This window comes from Enterobacter cloacae complex sp. OE43NF (assembly GCF_023544405.1).
GTDB classification, from domain to species: domain Bacteria; phylum Pseudomonadota; class Gammaproteobacteria; order Enterobacterales; family Enterobacteriaceae; genus Enterobacter; species Enterobacter cloacae.
Genome location: NZ_JAMJFW010000025.1, coordinates 33,339 through 55,369, shown reverse-complemented (window position 1 = coordinate 55,369; position 22,031 = coordinate 33,339). Strand labels below are relative to the sequence as shown.

21 protein-coding genes are annotated in these 22,031 nt (G+C 55.2%); 6 read left to right on the top strand and 15 right to left on the bottom strand.

All coding sequences use genetic code 11. From position 1 onward, the window contains the following. Positions 1-45: 45 nt before the first annotated feature. Positions 46-1,116, bottom strand: a complete 1,071-nt coding sequence (gene queA / locus M8370_RS13415; protein ID WP_250021181.1) for a tRNA preQ1(34) S-adenosylmethionine ribosyltransferase-isomerase QueA — start codon at positions 1,114-1,116, stop codon at positions 46-48. Between the two features lie 92 nt (positions 1,117-1,208). Here queA and acpH point away from each other — a divergent pair, with 92 nt between their 5' ends. After that, positions 1,209-1,790: an ACP phosphodiesterase gene (acpH, locus tag M8370_RS13410; RefSeq protein WP_094085026.1), complete on the top strand. Its 582-nt coding sequence runs from the start codon at positions 1,209-1,211 to the stop codon at positions 1,788-1,790. Between the two features lie 127 nt (positions 1,791-1,917). Beyond that, positions 1,918-2,520, top strand: coding sequence for a peroxiredoxin (locus M8370_RS13405; RefSeq protein ID WP_013095829.1), 603 nt, complete (start codon positions 1,918-1,920; stop codon positions 2,518-2,520). A gap of 55 nt (positions 2,521-2,575) precedes the next feature. Here M8370_RS13405 and malZ read toward each other — a convergent pair whose 3' ends face one another. From malZ to phoB, 5 genes are all read right to left on the bottom strand, one after another. Further along, positions 2,576-4,390 (bottom strand): maltodextrin glucosidase, encoded by a 1,815-nt coding sequence (malZ, locus tag M8370_RS13400; RefSeq protein ID WP_250021180.1) that lies wholly within the window; start codon positions 4,388-4,390, stop codon positions 2,576-2,578. Between the two features lie 138 nt (positions 4,391-4,528). Next, positions 4,529-5,902, bottom strand: coding sequence for a proline-specific permease ProY (proY, locus tag M8370_RS13395; RefSeq protein WP_020686369.1), 1,374 nt, complete (start codon positions 5,900-5,902; stop codon positions 4,529-4,531). A gap of 81 nt (positions 5,903-5,983) precedes the next feature. Then, a complete protein-coding gene (gene brnQ, locus M8370_RS13390; protein ID WP_013095826.1) occupies positions 5,984-7,303 on the bottom strand; it encodes a branched-chain amino acid transporter carrier protein BrnQ in 1,320 nt (439 codons plus the stop codon). 409 nt (positions 7,304-7,712) lie between these two features. Next, on the bottom strand, positions 7,713-9,008 hold the full coding sequence (gene phoR, locus M8370_RS13385; protein ID WP_029883416.1) for a phosphate regulon sensor histidine kinase PhoR: 1,296 nt from the start codon (positions 9,006-9,008) through the stop codon (positions 7,713-7,715). 21 nt (positions 9,009-9,029) lie between these two features. Beyond that, positions 9,030-9,719 carry a phosphate response regulator transcription factor PhoB gene (phoB, locus tag M8370_RS13380; RefSeq protein ID WP_010428026.1) on the bottom strand — a complete coding sequence of 230 codons (690 nt, stop codon included), beginning with the start codon at positions 9,717-9,719 and terminating at the stop codon, positions 9,030-9,032. A 187-nt stretch (positions 9,720-9,906) separates the two neighbouring features. Here phoB and sbcD point away from each other — a divergent pair, with 187 nt between their 5' ends. Then, positions 9,907-11,112 carry an exonuclease subunit SbcD gene (gene sbcD, locus M8370_RS13375; RefSeq protein WP_250021179.1) on the top strand — a complete coding sequence of 402 codons (1,206 nt, stop codon included), beginning with the start codon at positions 9,907-9,909 and terminating at the stop codon, positions 11,110-11,112. Beyond that, positions 11,109-14,240: an exonuclease subunit SbcC gene (gene sbcC, locus M8370_RS13370; RefSeq protein WP_250021178.1), complete on the top strand. Its 3,132-nt coding sequence runs from the start codon at positions 11,109-11,111 to the stop codon at positions 14,238-14,240. The genes sbcD and sbcC overlap by 4 nt, the downstream gene beginning before the upstream one ends. A gap of 98 nt (positions 14,241-14,338) precedes the next feature. On the opposite strand, the gene mak is transcribed toward sbcC, so the two are convergent. After that, positions 14,339-15,244: a fructokinase gene (mak, locus tag M8370_RS13365; protein WP_032618450.1), complete on the bottom strand. Its 906-nt coding sequence runs from the start codon at positions 15,242-15,244 to the stop codon at positions 14,339-14,341. 123 nt (positions 15,245-15,367) lie between these two features. Between mak and rdgC the strand changes: the two genes are divergently transcribed. Further along, positions 15,368-16,282: a recombination-associated protein RdgC gene (rdgC, locus tag M8370_RS13360; RefSeq protein WP_013095820.1), complete on the top strand. Its 915-nt coding sequence runs from the start codon at positions 15,368-15,370 to the stop codon at positions 16,280-16,282. Between the two features lie 46 nt (positions 16,283-16,328). Here rdgC and ppnP read toward each other — a convergent pair whose 3' ends face one another. The 5 genes from ppnP to M8370_RS13335 all read right to left on the bottom strand — a co-directional run bounded on the left by ppnP (position 16,329) and on the right by M8370_RS13335 (position 18,968). Further along, on the bottom strand, positions 16,329-16,616 hold the full coding sequence (ppnP, locus tag M8370_RS13355; RefSeq protein WP_013095819.1) for a pyrimidine/purine nucleoside phosphorylase: 288 nt from the start codon (positions 16,614-16,616) through the stop codon (positions 16,329-16,331). Between the two features lie 71 nt (positions 16,617-16,687). After that, positions 16,688-17,365, bottom strand: a complete 678-nt coding sequence (locus M8370_RS13350; RefSeq protein WP_250021177.1) for an AroM family protein — start codon at positions 17,363-17,365, stop codon at positions 16,688-16,690. 238 nt (positions 17,366-17,603) lie between these two features. After that, positions 17,604-17,795 (bottom strand): protein YaiA, encoded by a 192-nt coding sequence (yaiA, locus tag M8370_RS13345; protein WP_013095817.1) that lies wholly within the window; start codon positions 17,793-17,795, stop codon positions 17,604-17,606. Positions 17,796-17,839: 44 nt separating this feature from the next. Next, a complete protein-coding gene (gene aroL, locus M8370_RS13340) occupies positions 17,840-18,364 on the bottom strand; it encodes a shikimate kinase AroL (RefSeq protein WP_029882461.1) in 525 nt (174 codons plus the stop codon). 142 nt (positions 18,365-18,506) lie between these two features. Further along, a complete protein-coding gene (locus tag M8370_RS13335) occupies positions 18,507-18,968 on the bottom strand; it encodes a YaiI/YqxD family protein (protein ID WP_013095815.1) in 462 nt (153 codons plus the stop codon). 96 nt (positions 18,969-19,064) lie between these two features. Between M8370_RS13335 and proC the strand changes: the two genes are divergently transcribed. Then, on the top strand, positions 19,065-19,874 hold the full coding sequence (gene proC, locus M8370_RS13330) for a pyrroline-5-carboxylate reductase (protein WP_013095814.1): 810 nt from the start codon (positions 19,065-19,067) through the stop codon (positions 19,872-19,874). Positions 19,875-19,891: 17 nt separating this feature from the next. Here proC and adrA read toward each other — a convergent pair whose 3' ends face one another. The 3 genes from adrA to iraP form a co-directional block, all read right to left on the bottom strand. After that, positions 19,892-20,995 carry a diguanylate cyclase AdrA gene (gene adrA, locus M8370_RS13325; protein ID WP_250021176.1) on the bottom strand — a complete coding sequence of 368 codons (1,104 nt, stop codon included), beginning with the start codon at positions 20,993-20,995 and terminating at the stop codon, positions 19,892-19,894. A gap of 103 nt (positions 20,996-21,098) precedes the next feature. Continuing rightward, entirely contained in the window at positions 21,099-21,419 is a 321-nt protein-coding gene (gene psiF / locus M8370_RS13320; RefSeq protein ID WP_013095812.1) for a phosphate starvation-inducible protein PsiF, read from the bottom strand. A 292-nt stretch (positions 21,420-21,711) separates the two neighbouring features. Continuing rightward, a complete protein-coding gene (gene iraP, locus M8370_RS13315) occupies positions 21,712-21,972 on the bottom strand; it encodes an anti-adapter protein IraP (RefSeq protein WP_013095810.1) in 261 nt (86 codons plus the stop codon). Positions 21,973-22,031 lie beyond the last annotated feature (59 nt).

Sequence of the window (22,031 nt, the reverse complement as noted above, 5' to 3'; positions counted from 1 at the left end):
CTGTGCCAGAAAAACAGTCCAACACATTATTCCGGTGCCGCGGACTTATTCCCCGACACGCTCATTCAAAGCCAGCGGATTGTACGTGATAAACATCGCGTCCCCGTAGCTAAAAAAGCGATATTTTTGTTCTACCGCAGACTTGTATGCCGCCATGGTGTGCTGATACCCCGCAAAGGCGGAGACCAGCATAATCAGCGTTGATTCAGGCAGATGGAAATTGGTCACCAGTGCATCGATGACTTTGTACTGATAGCCCGGATAGATAAAGATCTGCGTATCGCCAAAGAATGGCTCGATCAGATCTTTTTGAGCCGCCTGGGCAGCGCTCTCCAGTGAACGTACGGAGGTGGTGCCTACCGCAACAACGCGGCTGCCGCTCGCTTTTGCCGCCAGAACCGCATCAACAACCTCCTGCGGCACTTCAGCATACTCAGAGTGCATGATGTGATCTTCAATGCTGTCTACCCGCACCGGCTGGAAGGTGCCCGCGCCGACGTGCAGCGTCACAAACGCCATCTCCACGCCTTTTGCGCGTAATTTTTCCAGCAGCGGTTCGTCAAAGTGCAGACCCGCCGTCGGCGCCGCTACCGCGCCAGGCTTCTGGCTGTAGACGGTCTGGTAGAGCTCACGATCGGCCTCTTCATCCGGGCGCTCAATATACGGCGGCAAAGGCATGTGGCCGATGGCATTGAGAATATCCAGCACCGTGCGCTCATCGTTGAACTCCACTTCAAACAGCGCGTCGTGGCGCGCGGTCATGGTTGCTTTGATGCTCTCGTCATCGCCCAGCAGCAGTTCGGCACCCGGTTTAGGTGCTTTAGAGGCGCGAATATGTGCCAGAATACGTTTATCATCGAGCATACGTTCGACCAGCACTTCAATCTTGCCGCCGCTGGCCTTGCGGCCAAACAGACGCGCCGGGATCACGCGAGTATTGTTAAAGACCAGCAGATCGCCAGGGTTGAGCTTGTCGAGCAGATCGGTGAAAGTACCGTGCGTCAGCTCGCCCGTTGGCCCGTCCAGTGACAGCAAGCGACAGCTACTGCGCTCAGGCATTGGATAGTGAGCAATCAGGGATTCAGGTAGTTCAAAGGAGAAATCGGCGACGCGCATGACGTATACTCGTGACTTAAAAACAGGCGGCATAGTCTAGTGCTCACACCCTTTTGCTGCAACAACTAGCCGCCCCCGGACAAATAAAACGCATGAATTTTCTCGCTCACCTGCACCTCGCTCACCTCGCTGACAGCTCCCTTTCCGGCAATTTGCTGGCCGATTTCGTCCGCGGCAACCCCGCCGAGACCTGGCCCGCTGAGGTTGTCGACGGGATTTTTATGCATCGTCGTATCGATGTCATGACGGATAACCTGCCAGAAGTAACCGAGGCCAAAGCGTGGTTTCGCCCTGAAACGCGCCGCGTTGCGCCAATCTCGCTTGATGTCATGTGGGACCATTTCCTGTCGCGCCACTGGGAGCAGCTGTCGCCGGAAATGCCATTGCCGGATTTTGTGCGTTATGCCCACCAGCAGGTGTCGATCATTCTGCCCGACTCGCCGCCGCGCTTTGTGAATCTGAATAATTACCTGTGGTCGGAACGCTGGCTGGAGCGCTATCGCGAGATGGACTTCATCCAGAATGTGTTAAATGGGATGGCGAGCCGCCGACCGCGTCTGGATGCGCTACGCGATTCATGGCATGACCTGGACGAACATTACGATGCGCTGGAAACGCGTTTCTGGCAGTTTTACCCGCGAATGATGGCGCAGGCGAAAAACAAACAGCTCTGACAGAATTCGCATTGATAGGTAAAAGCTGGCGGAACGATTGTCACCACCTCTTTGTCTTATCCATGAACACTCTTTATACTGGCTCGCGTTGCGTTCCAAATAACCTTAGTATCTACAGGAGAATCATATGGTTCTGGTAACTCGTCCGGCTCCGGATTTTACAGCTGCAGCAGTTCTGGGCAACGGTGAAATCGTTGAAAACTTCAACTTCAAACAGCACACCAACGGTAAAGCGACCGTTCTGTTCTTCTGGCCAATGGACTTCACTTTCGTTTGCCCGTCTGAGCTGATCGCGTTCGACAAACGTTATGAAGAATTCCAGAAGCGTGGCGTAGAAGTGGTTGGCGTCTCCTTCGACTCTGAGTTTGTACACAACGCATGGCGTAACACCCCTGTCGACAAAGGCGGCATCGGTGCGGTGAAATACGCAATGGTTGCGGACATCAAACGCGAAATCCAGCAGGCTTACGGTATCGAACATCCGGACGCTGGCGTTGCGCTGCGTGGCTCCTTCCTGATCGACGCGAACGGCATCGTGCGTCACCAGGTTGTGAACGATCTGCCGCTGGGTCGTAACATCGACGAAATGCTGCGTATGGTTGACGCGCTGCAGTTCCACGAAGAGCACGGTGAAGTGTGTCCGGCTCAGTGGGAAAAAGGTAAAGAAGGTATGTCTGCGTCCCCAGACGGCGTTGCGAAATACCTGTCCGAGAACGTATCCAGCCTGTAATCGGCACGGTTTACGCAAAAGGCCCGCTTATGCGGGCCTTTTTGTTATCACGCCGTCAGCCAAACCAGACGGAAGCAGAAATCGCTGGCAGGGAGAGGATCCCCTCCTGCACGCTCCCTTTCCCCTCTTTTAGCTGCCACGCGCTCACGTTAAGCAGCGGAGAGTCATCCAGCACCACTTCGCACGCCTCGCCCCGGTTGATGCCTACCAGCACGCGCTGCTGGTTATAAACGCGGACAAACACCACCACGTTGTCGTGGGCATAAACCACCTGACAACCACCGTAGCGCAGCGCCTGGCTCTGCTTACGCAGCTTCGCCAGACGCTGGTACAGACTGAACAGCGCTTTGTCCTGCTTCGCCGGATCCCATGGGAAGGTTTTGCGGCAGAATGGATCGTTGTTCCCGTCCAGCCCCACCTCATCGCCGTAATAGATGCACGGCACGCCCGGCCAGGTAAAGAGCCAGGTCACCGCCAGCGGCAGGCGCGCGACATCCTTACCGAGCAGGGATTTAAATCGCGCGGTGTCATGGCTGTCCAGCTGGTTAAACATCCGTAACTGCTGCTGATGCGAAAGACTGGCGCGGTAGTTATCCATCCACGCCATGCAGGTTTCCGCATCAATATGCTGCGGATCGTAGGAAATATCGGTGTTAGCAAGGAATCCCCACAGCGGGAAGGTAAAACCGCGATAGTTCATTGCCGCATCTTCCGCGTCCGCCTGCAGCCACTGGCGCGCGTCGCCAAAATGTTCGCCAAACACGAACGCCTCCGGCTGCGCGGCTTTTGCTGCACGGGTGATCCCGGCGACGTGCTGAAGGTTATTACGCGCCCCGCCCGCTTCACCGAGCATATGCACGACGTCAAGACGCCAGCCATCCATATTCCATGGCTCACTCAACCAGTGGCGCACAATGCTGTTTTCACCGCCGTAAATCTCGTTCACCAGCGTTGGCGACTGGAAATCCAGCTTCGGCAGGCTCGGATAGCCCAGCCAGTCCAGCGCGCGCCCCTCCTCGTTGAAGCTGTACCAGTCGCGCTGGGGTAAATCCGGGTTATGGCACGCCCCGCCCATCGACTGGTTATGACGGTCAAACCACGCGTGTGAGTCGCCGCTGTGGTTGAACACGCCGTCCAGTATCAGACGCATGCCCTCTTTTTGCGTATTTTTACGCAGACGAAGCAGCGCGTCATCACCGCCAAACTGCGGGTCAACGTGGCGATAATCGGCGGTATCGTATTTATGCACGCTCGGTGCTTTAAAGACCGGGTTAAGGTACAGCGCCGTCACGCCCAGCTTCTTCAGATACGGTAGCTTTTCGCTGATGCCGTCAAGATCGCCGCCGTAGAACGTCGAGCCGCCCGCCTGCGCGGTTAACGGCTCATCCCATTCTTTCAGGATAATGTCGTGTCCTGCAGCGTGGTGGTAATAAACTTTATCCTGCCCGGCGGTGCGCGTTTCGCTGCGCGCAAAGCGATCCGGGAAAATCTGATAAAAGACCTGGTCGTTAACCCACTGCGGGCCAGCGTCCGGGTAATCGACGGCAAACTGCTCCAGCCGCGCCGGAGGAAAACGGCTAAATCCCTGCGGGGTAAACCACAGCTGGCGGTTATTCCAGAGCAGCTTAAAGCTATAGCGTCGGCGCGGCTGGCCGCTGCGCAAGTCGATGTTTGCCCGCCATGCCGTTACGCCAGGCTGCGGCTGGCTGCGCTGCTTGTGCATTTTCAGCGTGGTTTCTTCATTATCGACTTCAGCGCGTAGCGTCACGCGTTCAGGCTGATTTTCCCCCGCCAGCCAGAGCGTAATCACAAGGTTGTCTTTGTTTTGCTTAACAAATGGGGCAACCGGAAGGTGCCAGGCGTTTAACATCACGAATCCCCTTTGATGAAATTGACGTCACCTTGCCACAGGGTGATTAAGGTTAGCTCACCATGACGTGATTTATTGGGGGAGGAGAAAGGAGGAGGAGACAAAATTCCCTCTCCCACAGGGAGAGGGCATAAAATATTACTGCGCTTGCGCCAGCTGACGGTCGCGGCGGCATTTAAACACCCAACCCACCAGCAGCAGTACGATCCACGCACAGCCTACATAGAGGGAAATACGGGTATCAGGATGGTAGCCAATCAGGCCGATGATAAACACCAGGAAGATCAGCCCAACGACGGTCGTCGCTACCCCGCCTGGCACTTTAAACTTCAGCGCTTTTGCCTCCTCAGGGGACAGACGGCGGCGGAACGCAATCTGTGACAGCAGGATCATGATCCACACCCACACGGTCGCGAAGGTCGCCAGAGAAGCGATCACCAGGAAGACGTTTTCCGGCATGATGTAGTTCAGGTAGACCGACAGCAGCAGCGCAACGGTCATCACCATAACCGTCACCCACGGCGTGCCGCGACGGGAGGTTTTGGCAAAGACCTTCGGCGCACTGCCCTGCTCAGCCATGCCGTGCAGCATGCGGCCCACGCCAAAGACGTCACTGTTGATCGCTGACAGCGACGCGGTCAGGACCACAAAGTTCAGGATGCTGGCCGCAAAGGCGATGCCCATATGCTGGAAGGTCAGCACAAACGGGCTACCGTTGGTCCCCACCTGGTTCCACGGATAGATAGACATAATGACGAACAGAGTACCCACATAGAACACCAGAATACGCATCGGCACCGAGTTGATGGCGCGTGGAATGGATTTCTCCGGGTCTTTGGCTTCCCCGGCGGTGATCCCGATAATCTCAATCCCGCCGTAGGCAAACATCACCATCTGGAGCGACATCACCATGCCGAGCCAGCCGTTGCTGAAGAAGCCGCCGTTGCTCCAGAGGTTATGAATACCGGTTGGCTGGCCCCCGTTACCGATCCCCCAGATGATGATGCCGAAACCGGCCACAATCATGATGATGATGGTGGCAACCTTGAAGAAGGAGAACCAGAACTCCAGCTCACCGAAGACCTTCACGCTCATCAGGTTGACGGCACAGATAATCAGCACCACGCTCAACACCCAAATCCAGTGCGGAACCGCCGGGAACCAGACGCCCATGTAGATGCCAAAGGCGGTGACGTCGGCAATGGCCACAATCAGAATTTCGAAGCAGTAGGTCCAGCCGGTGATAAACCCGGCCAGCGGGCCTAAATTCTCCTGCGCATAGCGCGAGAATGAACTGGCTGAAGGGTTATGAACCGACATCTCTCCCAGCGCACGCATGATGATATACGCCGCCACGCCGCCGATGATGTAGGCCAGCAGAACGCTTGGACCGGCCATTTTGATGGCATCTGCCGAGCCATAAAAAAGACCGGTACCGATAGCGGAGCCGAGCGCCATAAAGCGAATGTGGCGCGTGCTCAGCCCACGTTTGAGTTTGTTAGTGCTTTCCATTTAAATCTTGCCATTCAACACGAAAAAAACAAAAAACCACGGGGCCTTAAGCCCCGTGGTTAAACAGTTTGTTGCCGTTGATTAATGGGCGTTCGATGCGACCTGACGCCCTGCAGCACGGTCCCAGATAATGGCCAGAACCAGTGCAACAACGGTAGGCATCAGCCAGGCCAGACCTTGCTCAGACAGCGGCAGACGCTGTGTCCAGGCTGGCAGGATGTGAGCAAACGCTGATGCTTTAATCCCGTCAAGGATACCAAAAATCAGGCTGATAAACATGGCTGGCGCAATAATTCGCGAGGAGTTGTTCCACCACGGGCGCGTAAAGCTCAACACCACCAGCACGATACACGGCGGATAGATGGCCGTCAGCACCGGAATGGAGACCTGAATCAGGTGGCTCAGACCGAGGTTAGACACCGCCATGGAGAAGATGCCGAGGATGAATACCAGCGTGCGGTAAGAGAGCGGCAGATACTGCGCAAAGAACTCCGCACAGGCACAGGTCAGGCCAACCGCCGTCACCAGACAGGCCAGGAAGATCAGGGCCGCCAGCAGCATGCTGCCCGCACCGCCAAAGGTGTGCTGAACGTAAGCGTGCAGAATTGCCGCACCATTCGCGTTCTGATCGACCAGCGTGGCGCTATCGGAACCCAGGCGGAACAGCGCCAGATAGAGCAGCGTCAGGCCCACACCGGCCATCAGACCAGCCCAGATGGTATAGCGGGTCAGCAGACGCGCTTCGGTCACACCACGAGAACGGGCAGCGTTCACGATAACGATACCAAACACCATCGCGCCCAGCGTATCCATGGTCAGATAGCCGTTCACAAATCCGTTAGAGAAGGCCGCGTTTTGGTAGGCATCCATCGCGCTGCTGATAGGACCCGCAGGCCAGATAATGGCCGCAACCGCCAGCACGATCAGCGCGATAATTTTGAGTGGAGCCAGGAAGTTACCCACGGTATCCAGCAGTTTGCCCGGATAGAGGGAGACCAGAATCACAATAGCGAAGTAAACCAGGCTGTAGATAAACAGCGGCATCGCACCGTCACCGGTCAGTGGCGCAATCCCCACTTCGAAGGAGACTGTCGCGGTACGCGGGGTCGCAAACAGCGGGCCAACGGCCAGATAACACACCGTTGCCAGCAGAACGCCAGCCACTTTACCAATTGGGGTGCTGAGGCTATCAACGCCGCCGCCAACTTTCGCCAGCGCAACCACGGTCAACACCGGCAGGCCCACGGCAGTGATCAGGAAACCAAATGCTGCTGTCCAGACGTGTTCACCCGCCTGTAAGCCAACCATTGGAGGAAAAATGATGTTGCCTGCGCCAACGAACAGCGCAAATGTCATAAAGCCCAGCGCGATGATGTCACGCGATTTTAAGTGATGGGTCATAAAACCTTACTGCCTGTGGATGTGGTGTTGAATATATTGAGATTTTCGCCATCCCCAATGGGACGATACAGCGGAAATTTTGCTCAATTTCAGCGGGATATGCTCCCGTCCTGGCGTGGAGAAGTATAGTTTTTCGATTTACCACGCAAATACAGTCGGTCTGACAGTATCTGGGGGGCAATTTAAACGCTTATAACGTTTAAAGGCAAGGAGGGATCGTAAAACCAGAACAATATGCCAGCATGAAAACACCAACCAGAATAATTCGCTAATATCATGAAAAAGCCATGGCTAATCATGCGAACAAAAAAGCACCAGCCGTATAAAATTCATTCGCGTTTCGCTTTACTGCAAAGCAAACGGGCCAGCAATAGCTGGCCCGTGGAAAGGTAAAATGACACACCCGCCGTCAGGCGATCTTTTTGGCAATTAATCGTTCCGGTATAACGAAACTGAAACGGGTTCCTTTGCCCAGCGTGCTTTGAATATCGAGGCGGCTTTCATGGTGATTCACCGCGTGCTTCACAATGGCCAGCCCCAGCCCGCTTCCCCCCGTTTGCCGGGAACGGGCTTTATCTACCCGGTAAAACCGCTCGGTCAGACGTGGAAGATGCTCAGGCGCAATGCCCGGCCCGTTATCCTCGACGCTAAACTCGGCCCCCGTTGGTGTCTGCTGCCAGCGCACCATAATATCCGTTCCTTCCGGGGTATGATTAACCGCGTTATAGACCAGGTTAGAGATAGCACTCCGCAGTTCATCCTCGCTCCCGAGCACCTTCAGACTGTTATCGACGTCAAAGGTCAGATGATGTTTTTTATGGCTTAAGGTTTGCGCTTCGCGCTCCACTACCCGCAGCATCATCGGTACGTCGATAGTGTCATTTAAGGCAAGTGTCGGAGCCGCCTCAATCTTCGACAGCGTCAGTAGCTGTTTCACCAGCCCTTCCATACGGTGCGTCTGCTCGCGCATGGTATGCAGCGCCTTCTCACGCGGCGCCCCTTCAAGCGTCTGCTCCTGCATCATCTCCAGATAGCCCTGCAGCACCGTCAGCGGCGTGCGCAGCTCGTGGCTCACGTTGGCGAAGAAGTTGCGTCGTGCCCCTTCCAGCTGGTGCATCTGGGTGACGTCGCGCGCCACCATCAGCCATTGCCGATCGCTGTAGGGCATCACACGTATTTCAAGATGGCGGCCATTGTTGAGCTTCAGATTATGCGGACGCGTGAAATCACGTTTTTTCAGATACTGCGTGAACTCCGGATAACGCAGAAGGTTGAGGATATTCTGGCCATTATCGTCCGGCCAGCGCAGGCCCAGCAGCTGTTGGGCGAGACCGTTACACCAGAAGATTGTCCCCTCTTCCGTGGTCAGAATCACCGCATCCGGCAGCGATTCCGCACCGCTGCGAAAGCGTTTAATCAGGCTTCCCAGCTCGCGACGGCGCTTTTTATTACGCATCTGCATCTGGTGCAGGCCGTAAAGCAGAGGCTCCCAGCTCCCGCTTCCTGGGGGAGGCGTCATACTTCTGTCAACCCACAACCACCAGGAGAGGCGCAGTAAGTTCCAGAAATGCCAGATCAGCAGCCCGGTCACAGACGCCAGCAGAAACCACGGCAGGTATCCAAGAAAGGCCCCCAAAATGAAGGCCGGAATACAACATAAGATCAGTTCAAAGACGAGCCTTTTCCATGACAGACGTTCCAGCACGCGTCACACTCCTGTCATTGTTCAGAAACGGGTAGAAAAACGATAACCCGTGCCGCGGACCGTCTGTACCATGCGATCGTGGCCGCTCAGTTCCAGCGCTTTACGCAGGCGGCGGATATGTACGTCAACCGTCCGGTCTTCGACATACACGTTAGTTCCCCAGACGTTATTCAGCAACTGTTCGCGGCTGTAAACACGCTCCGGGTGAGTCATAAAGAAATGAAGGAGTTTGAATTCGGTAGGCCCCATGTCGAGGGGATTTTCGCCCGTCATAACACGGTGCGAGGTGGGATCAAGGCTCAGGCCCTGCATCTCAATGACCTCTTCCACCGCCATCGGTGAAATACGGCGCATCACAGCTTTAATACGGGCAACCAGCTCTTTCGGTGAGAAGGGTTTGGTAATGTAATCATCCGCGCCGGTCTCAAGGCCGCGCACGCGATCTTCCTCTTCACCGCGCGCGGTAAGCATGACAACGGGGATATCGCGGGTCATCGCTTCACGCTTGAGGTGTTTGATAAACTGCAGTCCGGAGCCGCCAGGCAACATCCAGTCAAGCAGGATCAGATCGGGCCAGGGTTCATTCAGCTGGTTCACCGCGCTGTCATAATCTTCCGCTTCAACCGGCTGGAAGCCATTTTGTTCGAGCACGAAGCACACCATTTCACGAATTGGAGCTTCATCTTCTACGACCAGAATACGTCTCGCCATACTTTGCCCTGTCTTATCTTATTTAAGTTACAAGTTTGTAATGCGGCGTCATTATGCGTCAGATTTATGACAGATTTATGAAAAACAGTACCACGTAAAATGGCAAACTGTTGTTTTATTACAGCGGTTATTTTCCAGCTTCTGAAAGTTTATAATCCCCATTCCCTTTTTTTGCCACGGATTCGCTATGCGCATATTACACACCTCGGACTGGCATCTGGGTCAAAACTTTTACAGCAAAAGCCGGGCAGCGGAGCATGAAGCGTTCCTGAACTGGCTGCTGGACACGGCCCGATCGCACGAGGTGGACGCGATTATTGTCGCGGGTGACATTTTCGATACCGGTTCGCCGCCAAGCTATGCGCGTGAGCTCTACAACCGCTTCGTGGTAAATCTGCAAAAAACCGGCTGTCATCTGGTGATTGTCGCCGGTAACCACGACTCCGTCGCAACGCTGAATGAATCCCGCGATATCCTGGCCTTCCTTAACACGACCGTGGTAGCCAGCGCCGGTCATGCGCCGCAGATCCTGAAAAAACGTGACGGTACACCGGGAGCAGTGCTGTGTCCGGTGCCCTTCCTGCGCCCACGCGATATCGTGCAAAGCCAGGCGGGGATGTCCGGCGGGGAAAAGCAGCAGCATCTGTTGCAGAGCATCACGGACTATTATCACCAGCAACATACGGATGCCTGCGCCCTGCGCGGCGAACAGGCCATTCCGGTGATTGTTACCGGGCATCTTACTACCGTCGGTGCCAGTAAAAGTGACGCGGTGCGTGACATCTATATTGGTACGCTGGACGCCTTCCCGGCGCAAAATTTCCCGCCAGCGGATTATATCGCGCTCGGGCATATTCACCGGGCGCAGGTCATCGGCGGCTGCGAGCACATTCGCTACTGCGGCTCGCCCATTGCGCTCAGTTTTGATGAGACCGGCAAAGCCAAATGTGTGCACCTGGTGAGCTTTAATGAGGGCAAACTCAGTGCCGTGGAGTCGCTGGAGGTCCCCGTCACCCAACCGCTGGCGGTGCTGAAGGGCGATCTGGCGGCGATTACCGCCCAGCTGGAGCAGTGGCGCGGTGTCGAGCAAAATCCGCCCATCTGGCTGGATATTGAAATCACGACCGACGACTACCTGCATGATATGCAGCGTAAAATTCAGGCGTTGACGGAAGATCTGCCCGTCGAGGTCTTACTGGTTCGCCGCAGCCGCGAACAGCGCGAGAAAATTCTGCTGGGTGCACAGCGTGAAACGCTCAGCGAACTGAGGGTGGAAGAGGTATTTGAACGCCGACTGTCGCAGGAAGAGATTGACGACACCACGCGCGCAAGGCTTAACGAGCTGTTCCTCCATACCCTGCACGCGCTCAGCGATGAGGAAGAAAACGCATGAAAATTCTGAGCCTGCGTCTGAAAAACCTCAACTCCCTTAAGGGCGAGTGGAAAATTGACTTTACCGCCGAGCCGTTTGCCAGCAACGGGCTGTTCGCCATTACCGGCGCGACCGGTGCCGGGAAAACGACCCTGCTCGACGCTATCTGTCTGGCCCTTTACCACGAAACGCCGCGTCTGCAAAAAGTCTCCCAGGCACAAAACGACCTGATGACCCGCGATACCGCCGAGTGCCTGGCCGAGGTGGAGTTTGAGGTAAAAGGCATAGCGTATCGTGCGTTCTGGAGCCAGAACCGCGCGCGCAATCAACCAGACGGAAACCTGCAGGCACCGCGCGTCGAACTGGCGCGTTGTGAAGACGGTAAAATTCTGGCCGATAAAGTGACGGACAAACTTGAGCAAACCGCCGCGCTCACCGGGCTGGATTATAGCCGTTTTACCCGTTCAATGTTGCTCTCCCAGGGGCAGTTTGCCGCCTTCCTCAACGCTAAACCGGGCGATCGCGCCGAACTGCTGGAAGAGCTGACCGGCACCGAGATCTACGGTCAGATCTCAGCGATGGTGTTCGAGAAACATAAGGCCGCCCGTAACACGCTTGAGATGAGCGAGGCGCAGGCCGCAGGTGTGGTGTTACTGAGCGAAGCGCAACAGCAGCAGTTACAGGAGAGTTTGCAGGCACTTACTGACGAAGAGAAAACCCTGTTGACTCAGCAGCAGAACCAACAGCGCGATTTTCAGTGGCTGACGCGCAATGACGAGCTTATTCGCGAGCAGCAGCGGGTTATGCTCCTGCAACAGCAGGCGCAGCAGGCGCTGACCGACGCCGCGCCTGAGCTGGCCAAGCTCCAGCTTGCGCAGCCCGCCGCCCAGCTTCGCCCCCTGTGGGATAGCCAGCAAGAACAAACCACGCGCCTCGCGCAGACAAAGCAGCGCATTGTCGAAGTAAATACTCGCTTACAGGCCAAAGCCGCGCAGCGCTCACGCATCCGTCATACGGCGCTGCGTACCTATGCGCAATTGCAGAGTGACCTTACGATCCAGGCAACATGGCTGGCGGAGCATGAACGTTACCGCGTGTGGGGCCAGGAGATCGCTGGCTGGCGCGCCCATTTTGCGCAGTTGAACCGCGATAAACATCAGATTGCCACGCTTGCAGCCCGTATTGCTGAATTATGTCAGAAGCTCGCCGGGATGCCGGAAAACCCCCTGACGTTGACGGCGGATGACGTGGCAGCAGCAATGGAGCAACAGTCCAGGTCACGCCCTTTACGCCAGCGCCTGACCACGCTTCATGCCCGCTATCAGCCGCTGCAAAAACGGCTGCAAGAGAACGCGGATACCCGGCAAAAAGCGCAGTCCGAGCAGGTAAAACTCAATGAAACGCTGACGCTGCGCCGCCAGCAGTACAAAGAAAAAAACCAGCACTATGTCGATTTGAAAGCATTGTGTGAAAGCGAAGCGACGATCAAAAAGCTGGAAAGCTACCGCTCGCAGCTTGAGGCCGGAAAACCCTGCCCACTGTGCGGCTCCAGTGAACATCCCGCCATTGAGACGTATCAGGCGCTTGAACTCACCGATAACCAGCGGCGCCGGGACGCGCTGGAAAAAGAGGTCGCCGCGCTTAAAGAGGAGGGTCTGCTGGTGCTGGGACAGGTCAATGCCCTGACGCAGCAGATCCAGCGAGCAACAGACGAAGCGCAGGCGCTCTCTCAGGAAGAGCAAGCACTCACTAAAGAGTGGCAGGAGGTCTGCGCCGACCTGAATATCTCGTTGAATATTCAGGAAGATATCGCCCCATGGATGAACGAACAGGAACAGTACGAACGTCAGCTCTATCAGCTCAGCCAGCGCCTGACGCTGCAAAACCAGCTTAACGAACAGCAAGCGCAGGAGCGTCAGTATCAGCAGCAGCTGTCAGCAACGCGTCAGGCACTGGAAAACGCCCTGCTCGCGCTGTCGCTGCATGTTCCTGAAGAGGGGGAAGAGACCGCCTGGCTGTACGCCCGGGAAACGGAATTCAACCTGTGGCAGGAAAAACAGACGCAGTATGCTGCGATTCAGGAGCGCATTAATACCCTGAAACCGCTGCTCGACACGCTTCCGGCAGGCGATGACACCGAGGCAGAAGCGGCCATTCCTGAGAACTGGCGCGAGATCCACGACGAATGCCTGTCCCTGCAAAGCCAGCTTGTCACCCTGCAGCAGCAGGAGAGTCTGGAAAGCGAGCGGCTACAGCACGCCACAGCGCAATTTGCCACCGCGCTGGCGGCAAGCTGCTTCGCCGATCGCGAGGCCTTTCTCGCCGCGCTGCTGGATGAGGAGACTATCCGCCATCTTGAACAACGCAAGCAGACGCTGGAGAGCCAGCTTCAGCAGGCAATTGCGCTTAGCGGGCAGGCTGAACAGCAGCTACAGGCCCACCAGCATCAGCGACCGGAAGGGCTGGACGCCGACGCGCAAACCCTGCATGCGCAGCTACAGCAGTTGACGCAGCAGCTTCGCGAGAACACCACTCATCAGGGGGAGATCCGCCAGCAGCTTAAGCAGGACAGCGATAACCGCCAGCACCAGCTGGCGCTGATGCAGCAAATTGACGAGGCCTCACGTCTGGCCGAGGACTGGGGTTATCTGAATGCGCTGATAGGCTCCAGCACCGGCGACAAGTTCCGTAAATTCGCCCAGGGTCTGACGCTGGATAATCTGGTCTGGCTCGCTAACCAGCAGCTTAACCGCCTGCACGGGCGCTATCTGCTGCAGCGTAAAGTCAGCGACGCACTGGAGCTGGAGGTGGTCGATACCTGGCAGGCCGATGCCGTACGCGATACCCGCACGCTTTCTGGCGGCGAAAGCTTCCTCGTCAGTCTGGCGCTGGCGCTGGCACTTTCCGACCTGGTGAGCCACAAAACGCGAATCGATTCGCTGTTCCTGGATGAAGGTTTCGGCACGCTCGACAGCGAGACGCTGGACACCGCGCTGGATGCGCTCGACGCGCTGAATGCCACCGGGAAAACCATCGGCGTAATAAGCCACGTCGAGGCTATGAAGGAGCGTATTCCGGTGCAAATCAAAGTGAAGAAGATTAATGGACTGGGGTATAGCAGGCTGGATAAGGAGTTTGCGGTGCAGTGAAAGGCGGATCGGCGCGGTCTGGTGCCCTCACCCTGGCCCTCTCCCACAGGGAGAGGGTACAAACATAAAAAACCGCAACGTGCGTTGCTGTTTTGCTTTTATTCCGGCCATAACCACGCTGCGCCGCGCACGCCGCTGGAGTCTCCATGGACGGCTTTGCGGATTGGGGTTTCGCATTCCCCGCCGAAAACCCACTGTTTGACGAGAGCAGGCACCGTCGCGTACAGCCGGTCGACGTTGCTCATCCCACCGCCCAGCACAATCACATCAGGATCGAGAATGTTCACCACATGCGCCAGCGATTTCGCCAGGCGCATTTCGTAGCGGCTCAACGCCAGTTCCGCCACGGGATCCTGCTCCTCAACCAGACGCATGATCTCGTTACCCTTAAGCGGCTGACCGCTCAGGCGGTGGTAATCGGTGGCAAAACCGGTGCCAGAGATAAACGTCTCAATACAGCCCTGCTTTCCACAGTAGCACGGTACTTCAGTACGGTATTTAAGTTCGTCTTCATCCATCCATGGCAATGGGTTATGTCCCCACTCGCCTGCCGTACCGTTACCGCCAATATGCGCACGCCCGCCGAACGCCACACCGGCCCCGCAGCCGGTACCGATGATGACAGCAAAAACGGTCTGGGCACCGGCCGCCGCACCGTCAATCGCCTCTGATACCGCCAGACAGTTCGCATCATTTGCCAGACGCACCTCACGCTGCAGACGCGCGCTCAAATCTTTATCAAAAGGCTGGCCGTTGAGCCAGGTGGAGTTGGCGTTTTTCACCACCCCGGTATAAGGCGAAATGGACCCGGGAATGCCCATCCCGACGGAGCCGGTCTGTCCTGTCGCCTGCTCTGCCATCTCAACCAGCCGGGCAATCGTCTCGATAGTCTGGTGATAATCGTCGCGCGGCGTGGGCAGGCGGTGACGGAAAAGCTGCTCCCCCTGCTCGCTCAGTGCGATAACTTCAGTTTTGGTGCCGCCCAAATCAATCCCAATACGCACAAGACTCTCCTCATTATTTTGATTATCAACAGAGTAGAAGCACGCTTCCCGATTAGCAATGCAAGCGATGCGACAATTCGTTATCATGCCCGCTGATTTAACGACAAGGCCGTGGAAATTATCATGCTGTGGTTCAAAAATTTGATGGTTTACCGTCTCAGCCGCGACGTTTCGCTGCGTGCAGAAGAGATGGAAAAACAGTTAGCCGCTTATACCTTTTCCCCTTGCGGAAGCCAGGATATGGCAAAAACCGGTTGGGTTCCGCCAATGGGTTCACAAAGCGATGCCCTGACCCACGCCAGCAGCACGGGTCAAATCATCGTTTGCGCCCGTAAAGAAGAGAAAATCCTGCCCACGCCGGTGGTGAAGCAGGCGCTGGAAGCGAAAATTTTTAAGCTTGAAGCCGAACAGGGCCGCAAGCTGAAAAAGACCGAAAAAGATTCCCTGAAAGACGAAGTGTTGCACTCCCTGCTGCCGCGCGCGTTTAGCCGCTTCAGCCAGACCATGATGTGGATCGATACCGTCAACGGGCTGATCATGGTGGACTGCGCCAGCGCCAAAAAAGCGGAAGATACGCTGGCCCTGCTGCGTAAGAGCATCGGCTCTTTGCCGGTGGTTCCACTGGCGCTGGAAACGCCTATCGAGTTAACCCTGACCGAATGGGTTCGCAGCGGCACGGCGGCGCAAGGATTCCAGATCCTCGATGAAGCCGAACTGAAAGCCCTGCTTGAGGATGGCGGTGTCATTCGTGCGAAAAAGCAGGATCTGGTGAGCGATGAGATCGCCGTCCACATTGAAGCAGGCAAAGTGGTCACTAAACTGGCGCTCGACTGGCAGCAGCGTATTCAGTTTGTGATGTGTGACGATGGCTCTGTTAAGCGCCTGAAGTTCTGCGATGAACTGCGCGATCAGAACGAAGATATCGATCGTGAAGATTACGCCCAGCGCTTTGATGCGGACTTTATCCTGATGACCGGCGAGCTGGCCGCGTTGATTCAAAATCTGGTAGAAGGCCTCGGCGGCGAAGCGCAGAGATAATTTCGTCTCAACCTGACCCTCTCCCCAACGGGGAGAGGGAAGAAGATTATTTCAGATAGCGGCACAGATAAGAGGTCGGTTCAGCAACCTGCAGATGGAACTCACTGTGGCCAGGGACGTTGAAAACTTCGCCGGCAGAGTAAACTTTCCATTCCGTTTCACCCGGCAGTAAGACGTTAAGCGCACCACTTACCACCGTCATCTCTTCAGCTTCGGCCGTACCAAAGGTGTATTCCCCTTCAGCCATCACGCCGACACTGGCGCGGCCAGTGCTGCTGCTGGTAAAACCAATGGATTTCACTTTACCGGAAAAGTATTCGTTACTTTGAAGCATGAACTGGCCCTTATATTTTTAGATAAAAATTCACTATAGGGGCCATGCTCATGACCTGTCACGCAAAATCATCAGGTAAGGAGTTCTGAGGCCAGACGCGCCATCAGAACGTTCGACAACAGTACCGGCACATCCAGCGCTTTTTGCAGTAGATCGCGGTGATGCTGGTGGAACCCCAGGCAGTCGAGGATCAATACATCAGCCCCGCGCTCCAGTAGCTCCTTCCCGGCCGCAATGAGTTTGGCCTCACTGTCCCAGAAGGGATTGGCCAGCGCATACAGGGGCGTTTTTTCAAGCACGTGCCATTTTGCTTCCTGGTTGTTCATGAGTTCTTCAATGGGCACAATCACCCCCACCTGGTGTCCGTCCACAATGGATGCCACCAGCGGCGGAATGATTCGCATCGGCTCGAGTAAAATCGCATTACGCGCCATGAGTCCCTTAATGGGAGCAGTACTCATTAGCAAAATAACGTCATACTCTTGATTATCGAGCACTTCTATTACTGCCTGCAGCGAGCGCTCAATTTTCTGTCGTGAAACATGCGCCAGTTTACCGTCGCTTAATAACGTCGCCAGGGGATCCTCCCCCGCCTCTACAGCGTAGTCCTCCATGACCTCTTCCCGGCTCATCTTCCCCAGCAGGCTGAGATGCGTGATCTGTTGTTCAGATACATGCTCGGTTAAGAGCGGTAACACTTCGCTTACAGGGACCACACCAATAGTGATGATCGCCAACGTTGCCTTCATCGTCTTCGCCTTCCATTACTACAAAAACTTATTACACAGGTACAGGCTCACTACGCTGCACAGTTCGTTTTTTCAACAAAACAGCACCAAGCGTAGCAGGTGATCTCCATCCCGAAATGTAAAGATCACCTGCCGGTAACGGAGCTACCTGTAATAACTAAATATTAACTCCTGCTTAACATTAGCGATGAGTAAAAAGTGTGATTCAGGCACGGTATTGGAGCGTTTAGGAAAACATTTATGACTTATCGGGATCTTCGTAGCGCCGTTTCGCATCCAGCGCTTCCTGTTCAGTCTCATGTTCACTGATGAGAGAGTCGGGTTTGGGGTGATCGGCACGCAGTTGATACCAGGTCACGGTTTGATCGCCATTGCCTTTTTCAACGGTAACAATACGTGCTTCACGCGGATAGGGAGGTCTGGTTGGCATAGCTCATCCTTTTTTTATGTCAGAGCTATAAGTATAGACGGCGGTTAGCTGGCACAAGCCAAACGCAGGGCGGTAATAATCTGAATCACAACCTCTTCGGGCGACGCGGAAGCATCCACCACGTGATGTGCCGCTTCGCGGTATAACACATCGCGCTCCGCCAGCACCTCGCTCACCTCTTCGCTGAGCGGTCTGGAGGTCAGCGCAGGGCGTTGCCCCTCTTCCGGAAACGCTTCCAGACGCCCCACCAGCGCAGCCACGGGCGCACAGAGATAAATCACTATCCCTTTTTCGCGCATAAAGCGGCGGTTATATTCCGCCAGAATAATTCCGCCACCTGTGGCAATCACCGCATCGGGTGCCGTTACCGCTTCCAGCGCGGCCGTTTCACGGCTGCGAAAGCTCTCCCAGCCCTCTTTTTCGACGATATCCGCGATGGTTTGTCCGGCCTGCGTCTGCAGCCAGTGGTCGGTATCAACAAAATGACGTTGACAGGCACGCGCCAGCTCCAGGCCAACGGTGGTTTTCCCACAGCCGCGGGGGCCAACTAAAAAGATGGGTTGGGTCATAACCAGGTGTTTCCCCTTGATGCCGGATGGCTGAAGAGTGTAAAGAAATAATTGCAGAAGATGTTGCGTTTACTTTACTGCAAAGCGGTACGGAATGACAACCCTGTCACTGCCATACTGTACCAAATATTGACAATGATTATCATTTAGCAGTGCGACGTTTCACTTCCAGCAACCACTTATCCAGCTCTGCGGCAAACTGCTGGCGGTCACGTTGAGATAAACTGTCTGGCCCGCCGGTCTGCACACCGCTGGCGCGAAGCGTATCCATGAAATCGCGCATGGTCAGTTTTTCCCGGATGGTTGCTGGTGAGTAACGCTCCCCGCGCGGGTTCAGCGCTGCGGCGCCCTTTTCCAGTACCTCTGCGGCCAAAGGAATATCCGCCGTGATCACCAGATCTTCCGCGCTGCACAGCCGTACGATCTCGTTATCCGCCACATCAAAACCGGCAGGAACCCGCAACGCACGAATGAATCGGGAAGGCGGTACGCGGATATTCTGGTTTGCCACCAGCGTAAGCGGCATCTGAACACGCTCGGCAGCGCGGAACAAAATCTCTTTAATCACATTCGGACATGCGTCCGCATCAACCCAAATCGCCATAATGTCTCCCCTATTGATACTGGCGACTATTGTCGCCTGCATTTCGTTGTTAAGCTATCAATCAGAGAAAACAACGCATAACGACGGAGAAACGTGATGGATAAGAAAATCGGGTTTATTGGCTGCGGTAACATGGGCAAAGCCATCCTGGGTGGCCTGATCGCCAGCGGGCAGGTCCTGCCGGGTCAGATTTGGGTCTATACACCATCACCGGATAAAGTCGCGGCGTTGCGTGATGAGTATGGTATTAACGCAGCCGAAAGCGCGCAGGAAGTGGCCCAGGTCGCCGATATCGTCTTTGGGGCGGTTAAACCGAATATCATGATCAAAGTCCTGAGCGAGATCACCTCCAGCCTGAATAAAGACACGCTGGTGGTGTCGATTGCCGCAGGCGTGACGCTCGATCAGCTGGCCCGTGCACTGGGTCATGACCGTAAAATTGTTCGCGCAATGCCCAATACCCCTTCGCTGGTCAACGCCGGGATGACCTCCATCACCCCTAATGCGCTGGTGACCACGGAAGATGTGGCCGATGTGCTGAACATTTTCCGCTGCTTCGGCGAAGCGGAAGTGATTGCCGAATCGATGATCCATCCGGTTGTGGGCGTGAGTGGTTCTGCTCCTGCGTATGTCTTCATGTTCCTGGAAGCGATGGCGGATGCTGCGGTGCTTGGCGGTATGCCACGTGCGCAGGCCTATAAATTTGCCGCACAGGCGGTGATGGGCTCAGCCAAAATGGTGCTGGAAACCGGTAAGCATCCAGGGGAACTGAAAGATATGGTCTGCTCGCCTGGCGGTACCACTATCGAAGCGGTGCGGGTGCTGGAAGAGCGCGGGTTCCGTGCGGCGGTCATTGAAGCGATGGCGAAATGCATGGAAAAGTCAGAGAAGCTGAGTAAGTCCTGACCAAACTAAGCCGGATGTCAGGCGGCCACCTCGGTACGTCCGCGTCCGGCATTTTTGGCTTTATAAAGCGCGATATCTGCCGCTTTTAACCAATCGCGGTAGTGGGCAAACTGTGTTCCCCATGGCGCAACCCCCACGCTGATGCGAAGCCGTTCGTTCGGGGCACAGGGTAACGACAGTTTTTTCAGCCGCTCGTGGACGCGGGACATCGCCGCAATTGCACTTTCTGCCGGGGTCCCGGACATGATGATCGCGAACTCATCGCCACCGAAACGGCCAATATAATCCCCTGCCCGCAGCGTCATCTGCAGTTGACGAGTGATAGCAATGATCGCTTCATCGCCCACATCATGTCCCCAGGTATCATTGATGCTCTTGAAGTGATCGATATCGATAAGCAGGATCGTGGTTTGACAATGATCCCGTCGGCACTTTTCATACTCCATCCGCAGCAACGTTTCCCAGTGGCGCCGGTTATAAACGCCCGTCATGCCATCGCGGGTACTCATCAGCTCAAGTCTTCGCTTATTTTCCGCCAGGCGAATGGCCGTCTGATGGCTCACCCAGGCAAAGAGTATTGGGTAGACCATCAAGACCGGCAGCGTCAGCCACCACTCCAGCGCTCCGGAAGAGAGCACCACAACATTTCCGGTTAGCTTCAGCGTCACGACAGCGGATAACGTGGTTATGGCAATGCCTGCGAGAAACAGGCGACAGCCGCCGGATCCCATCATATTCATGCCCATCATCATAACCAGCGCAGCCGATGGCAGAGCGTTCACGCCCATCAGGCCGATCCAGATGCCGGTAAAAATAGCGTCGATCTTCAGATTGAAGATTTCACATTGATAAGGTTGAGATGAACGGCAGGTGAACTGCCAGGCAAGATGCGGCCAGATAAAAACCCAGCTCACCAGTAATAACCACCAGCCGCCGGGCAGAAAATGCGTGACCAGCACACCGGCAACAGGAAAAAACATCGCCGCCAGACCCACAATCCGCCCCAGCCGGACGCGCCGGGCAAAGCGTATGCCGGTACGGTGCGCGTCATCCTGAGAAAGGTTTTGAAGCCACTCTTCCCCGATACGCTCTTTATTGTAAAAGTTTTCGTCGTTCATCATATTTTGGGAATATTCTGAAACATTTTCCCAAATTATAGAGAGGGGGGATGCGGAGAAAGTATGAAATTTCGGGTGAGTCACCGTAAGGACTCACCCGATAGGACTATGCCTGTTTCTTCAGACAACCACTCATAAACTTGCTGCGATCGTCGCCTTTCAGCATTTGTTGCGTGGCCTGAGCGTTACATTCACGCATTTTTTGCTGCTGCGGCGTCAGGCTTTTTTCATCTGGTTTGGATGCACCATTTTTGAGGCAATCGCTCATATATGTCTTACGGGCATCCCCTTTCAGCGCTTTTGCTGTCGCCTGTTGGTTGCAGGTTGTCATACGCTGCTGTTGAGGTGTTAAGGTTTTCTCTTCCGCATGCGCTGAGGCGATCAGGCACAGGCCGGAAAACAGGGTAACCAGTATTGTTGTTTTCATTGCACCATCCTTTATGTGAAGTTCCACATTAAGTCTGGTTCGTTGCGGGAAAAAAACCACCCTGCGACAATGATTTTCTTCGGGTTTATGCATTATTTCATCTCTGGCGCGGCACGCTGTTCATTACCCGGTTTCGCCTGACGTGTTAGGGTATTTAATAGCGAGAGGCATGAGATGAAATAGAGGCTCTGTTTAGATTCTTTTCTCCCAGTGCGAAGGCCAAAAATAAAAACAGAGCGACGACAGGCATCCTGCATGACCATTCTATGACAGGCCATTCTCTTTCAGCAGGCTAGCTGCGAGGATGCCTTAACAGCTTCTTTACGTATTGCTGAAGCATCTCCGCGTCTTCAGCAGGGACCAGCGAATCGGGGCGAGCCTTGTCCAGCGCGCTTTCTACATTATCGATTAACGCCTGTTGCTGCGGTTGTGTCATTTGTCGGAGCAACGCCGTAACGACAATTTCCAGCGCCTCGACCTGGGCGACCAGTTCTTTTGACTCTTCTTCCTTTTGTGCAAGCTTGACCAGCAACTCAGCAATGAGATTTTTCATCGTGCTATTTCCTTATGCGTTTTTTCTGAACTTAGCATTCAGAATGAATAATGCAAAGA

What these genes read in the sequence shown, in the direction of transcription:
- queA (WP_250021181.1), bottom strand. Translation starts at nt 1,116, where the DNA reads ATGCGCGTCGCCGATTTCTCCTTTGAACTACCTGAATCCCTGATTGCT.
- acpH (WP_094085026.1), top strand. Translation starts at nt 1,209, where the DNA reads ATGAATTTTCTCGCTCACCTGCACCTCGCTCACCTCGCTGACAGCTCC.
- M8370_RS13405 (WP_013095829.1), top strand. Translation starts at nt 1,918, where the DNA reads ATGGTTCTGGTAACTCGTCCGGCTCCGGATTTTACAGCTGCAGCAGTT.
- malZ (WP_250021180.1), bottom strand. Translation starts at nt 4,390, where the DNA reads ATGTTAAACGCCTGGCACCTTCCGGTTGCCCCATTTGTTAAGCAAAAC.
- proY (WP_020686369.1), bottom strand. Translation starts at nt 5,902, where the DNA reads ATGGAAAGCACTAACAAACTCAAACGTGGGCTGAGCACGCGCCACATT.
- brnQ (WP_013095826.1), bottom strand. Translation starts at nt 7,303, where the DNA reads ATGACCCATCACTTAAAATCGCGTGACATCATCGCGCTGGGCTTTATG.
- phoB (WP_010428026.1), bottom strand. Translation starts at nt 9,719, where the DNA reads ATGGCGAGACGTATTCTGGTCGTAGAAGATGAAGCTCCAATTCGTGAA.
- sbcD (WP_250021179.1), top strand. Translation starts at nt 9,907, where the DNA reads ATGCGCATATTACACACCTCGGACTGGCATCTGGGTCAAAACTTTTAC.
- sbcC (WP_250021178.1), top strand. Translation starts at nt 11,109, where the DNA reads ATGAAAATTCTGAGCCTGCGTCTGAAAAACCTCAACTCCCTTAAGGGC.
- rdgC (WP_013095820.1), top strand. Translation starts at nt 15,368, where the DNA reads ATGCTGTGGTTCAAAAATTTGATGGTTTACCGTCTCAGCCGCGACGTT.
- ppnP (WP_013095819.1), bottom strand. Translation starts at nt 16,616, where the DNA reads ATGCTTCAAAGTAACGAATACTTTTCCGGTAAAGTGAAATCCATTGGT.
- M8370_RS13350 (WP_250021177.1), bottom strand. Translation starts at nt 17,365, where the DNA reads ATGAAGGCAACGTTGGCGATCATCACTATTGGTGTGGTCCCTGTAAGC.
- yaiA (WP_013095817.1), bottom strand. Translation starts at nt 17,795, where the DNA reads ATGCCAACCAGACCTCCCTATCCGCGTGAAGCACGTATTGTTACCGTT.
- aroL (WP_029882461.1), bottom strand. Translation starts at nt 18,364, where the DNA reads ATGACCCAACCCATCTTTTTAGTTGGCCCCCGCGGCTGTGGGAAAACC.
- M8370_RS13335 (WP_013095815.1), bottom strand. Translation starts at nt 18,968, where the DNA reads ATGGCGATTTGGGTTGATGCGGACGCATGTCCGAATGTGATTAAAGAG.
- proC (WP_013095814.1), top strand. Translation starts at nt 19,065, where the DNA reads ATGGATAAGAAAATCGGGTTTATTGGCTGCGGTAACATGGGCAAAGCC.
- adrA (WP_250021176.1), bottom strand. Translation starts at nt 20,995, where the DNA reads ATGATGAACGACGAAAACTTTTACAATAAAGAGCGTATCGGGGAAGAG.
- psiF (WP_013095812.1), bottom strand. Translation starts at nt 21,419, where the DNA reads ATGAAAACAACAATACTGGTTACCCTGTTTTCCGGCCTGTGCCTGATC.
- iraP (WP_013095810.1), bottom strand. Translation starts at nt 21,972, where the DNA reads ATGAAAAATCTCATTGCTGAGTTGCTGGTCAAGCTTGCACAAAAGGAA.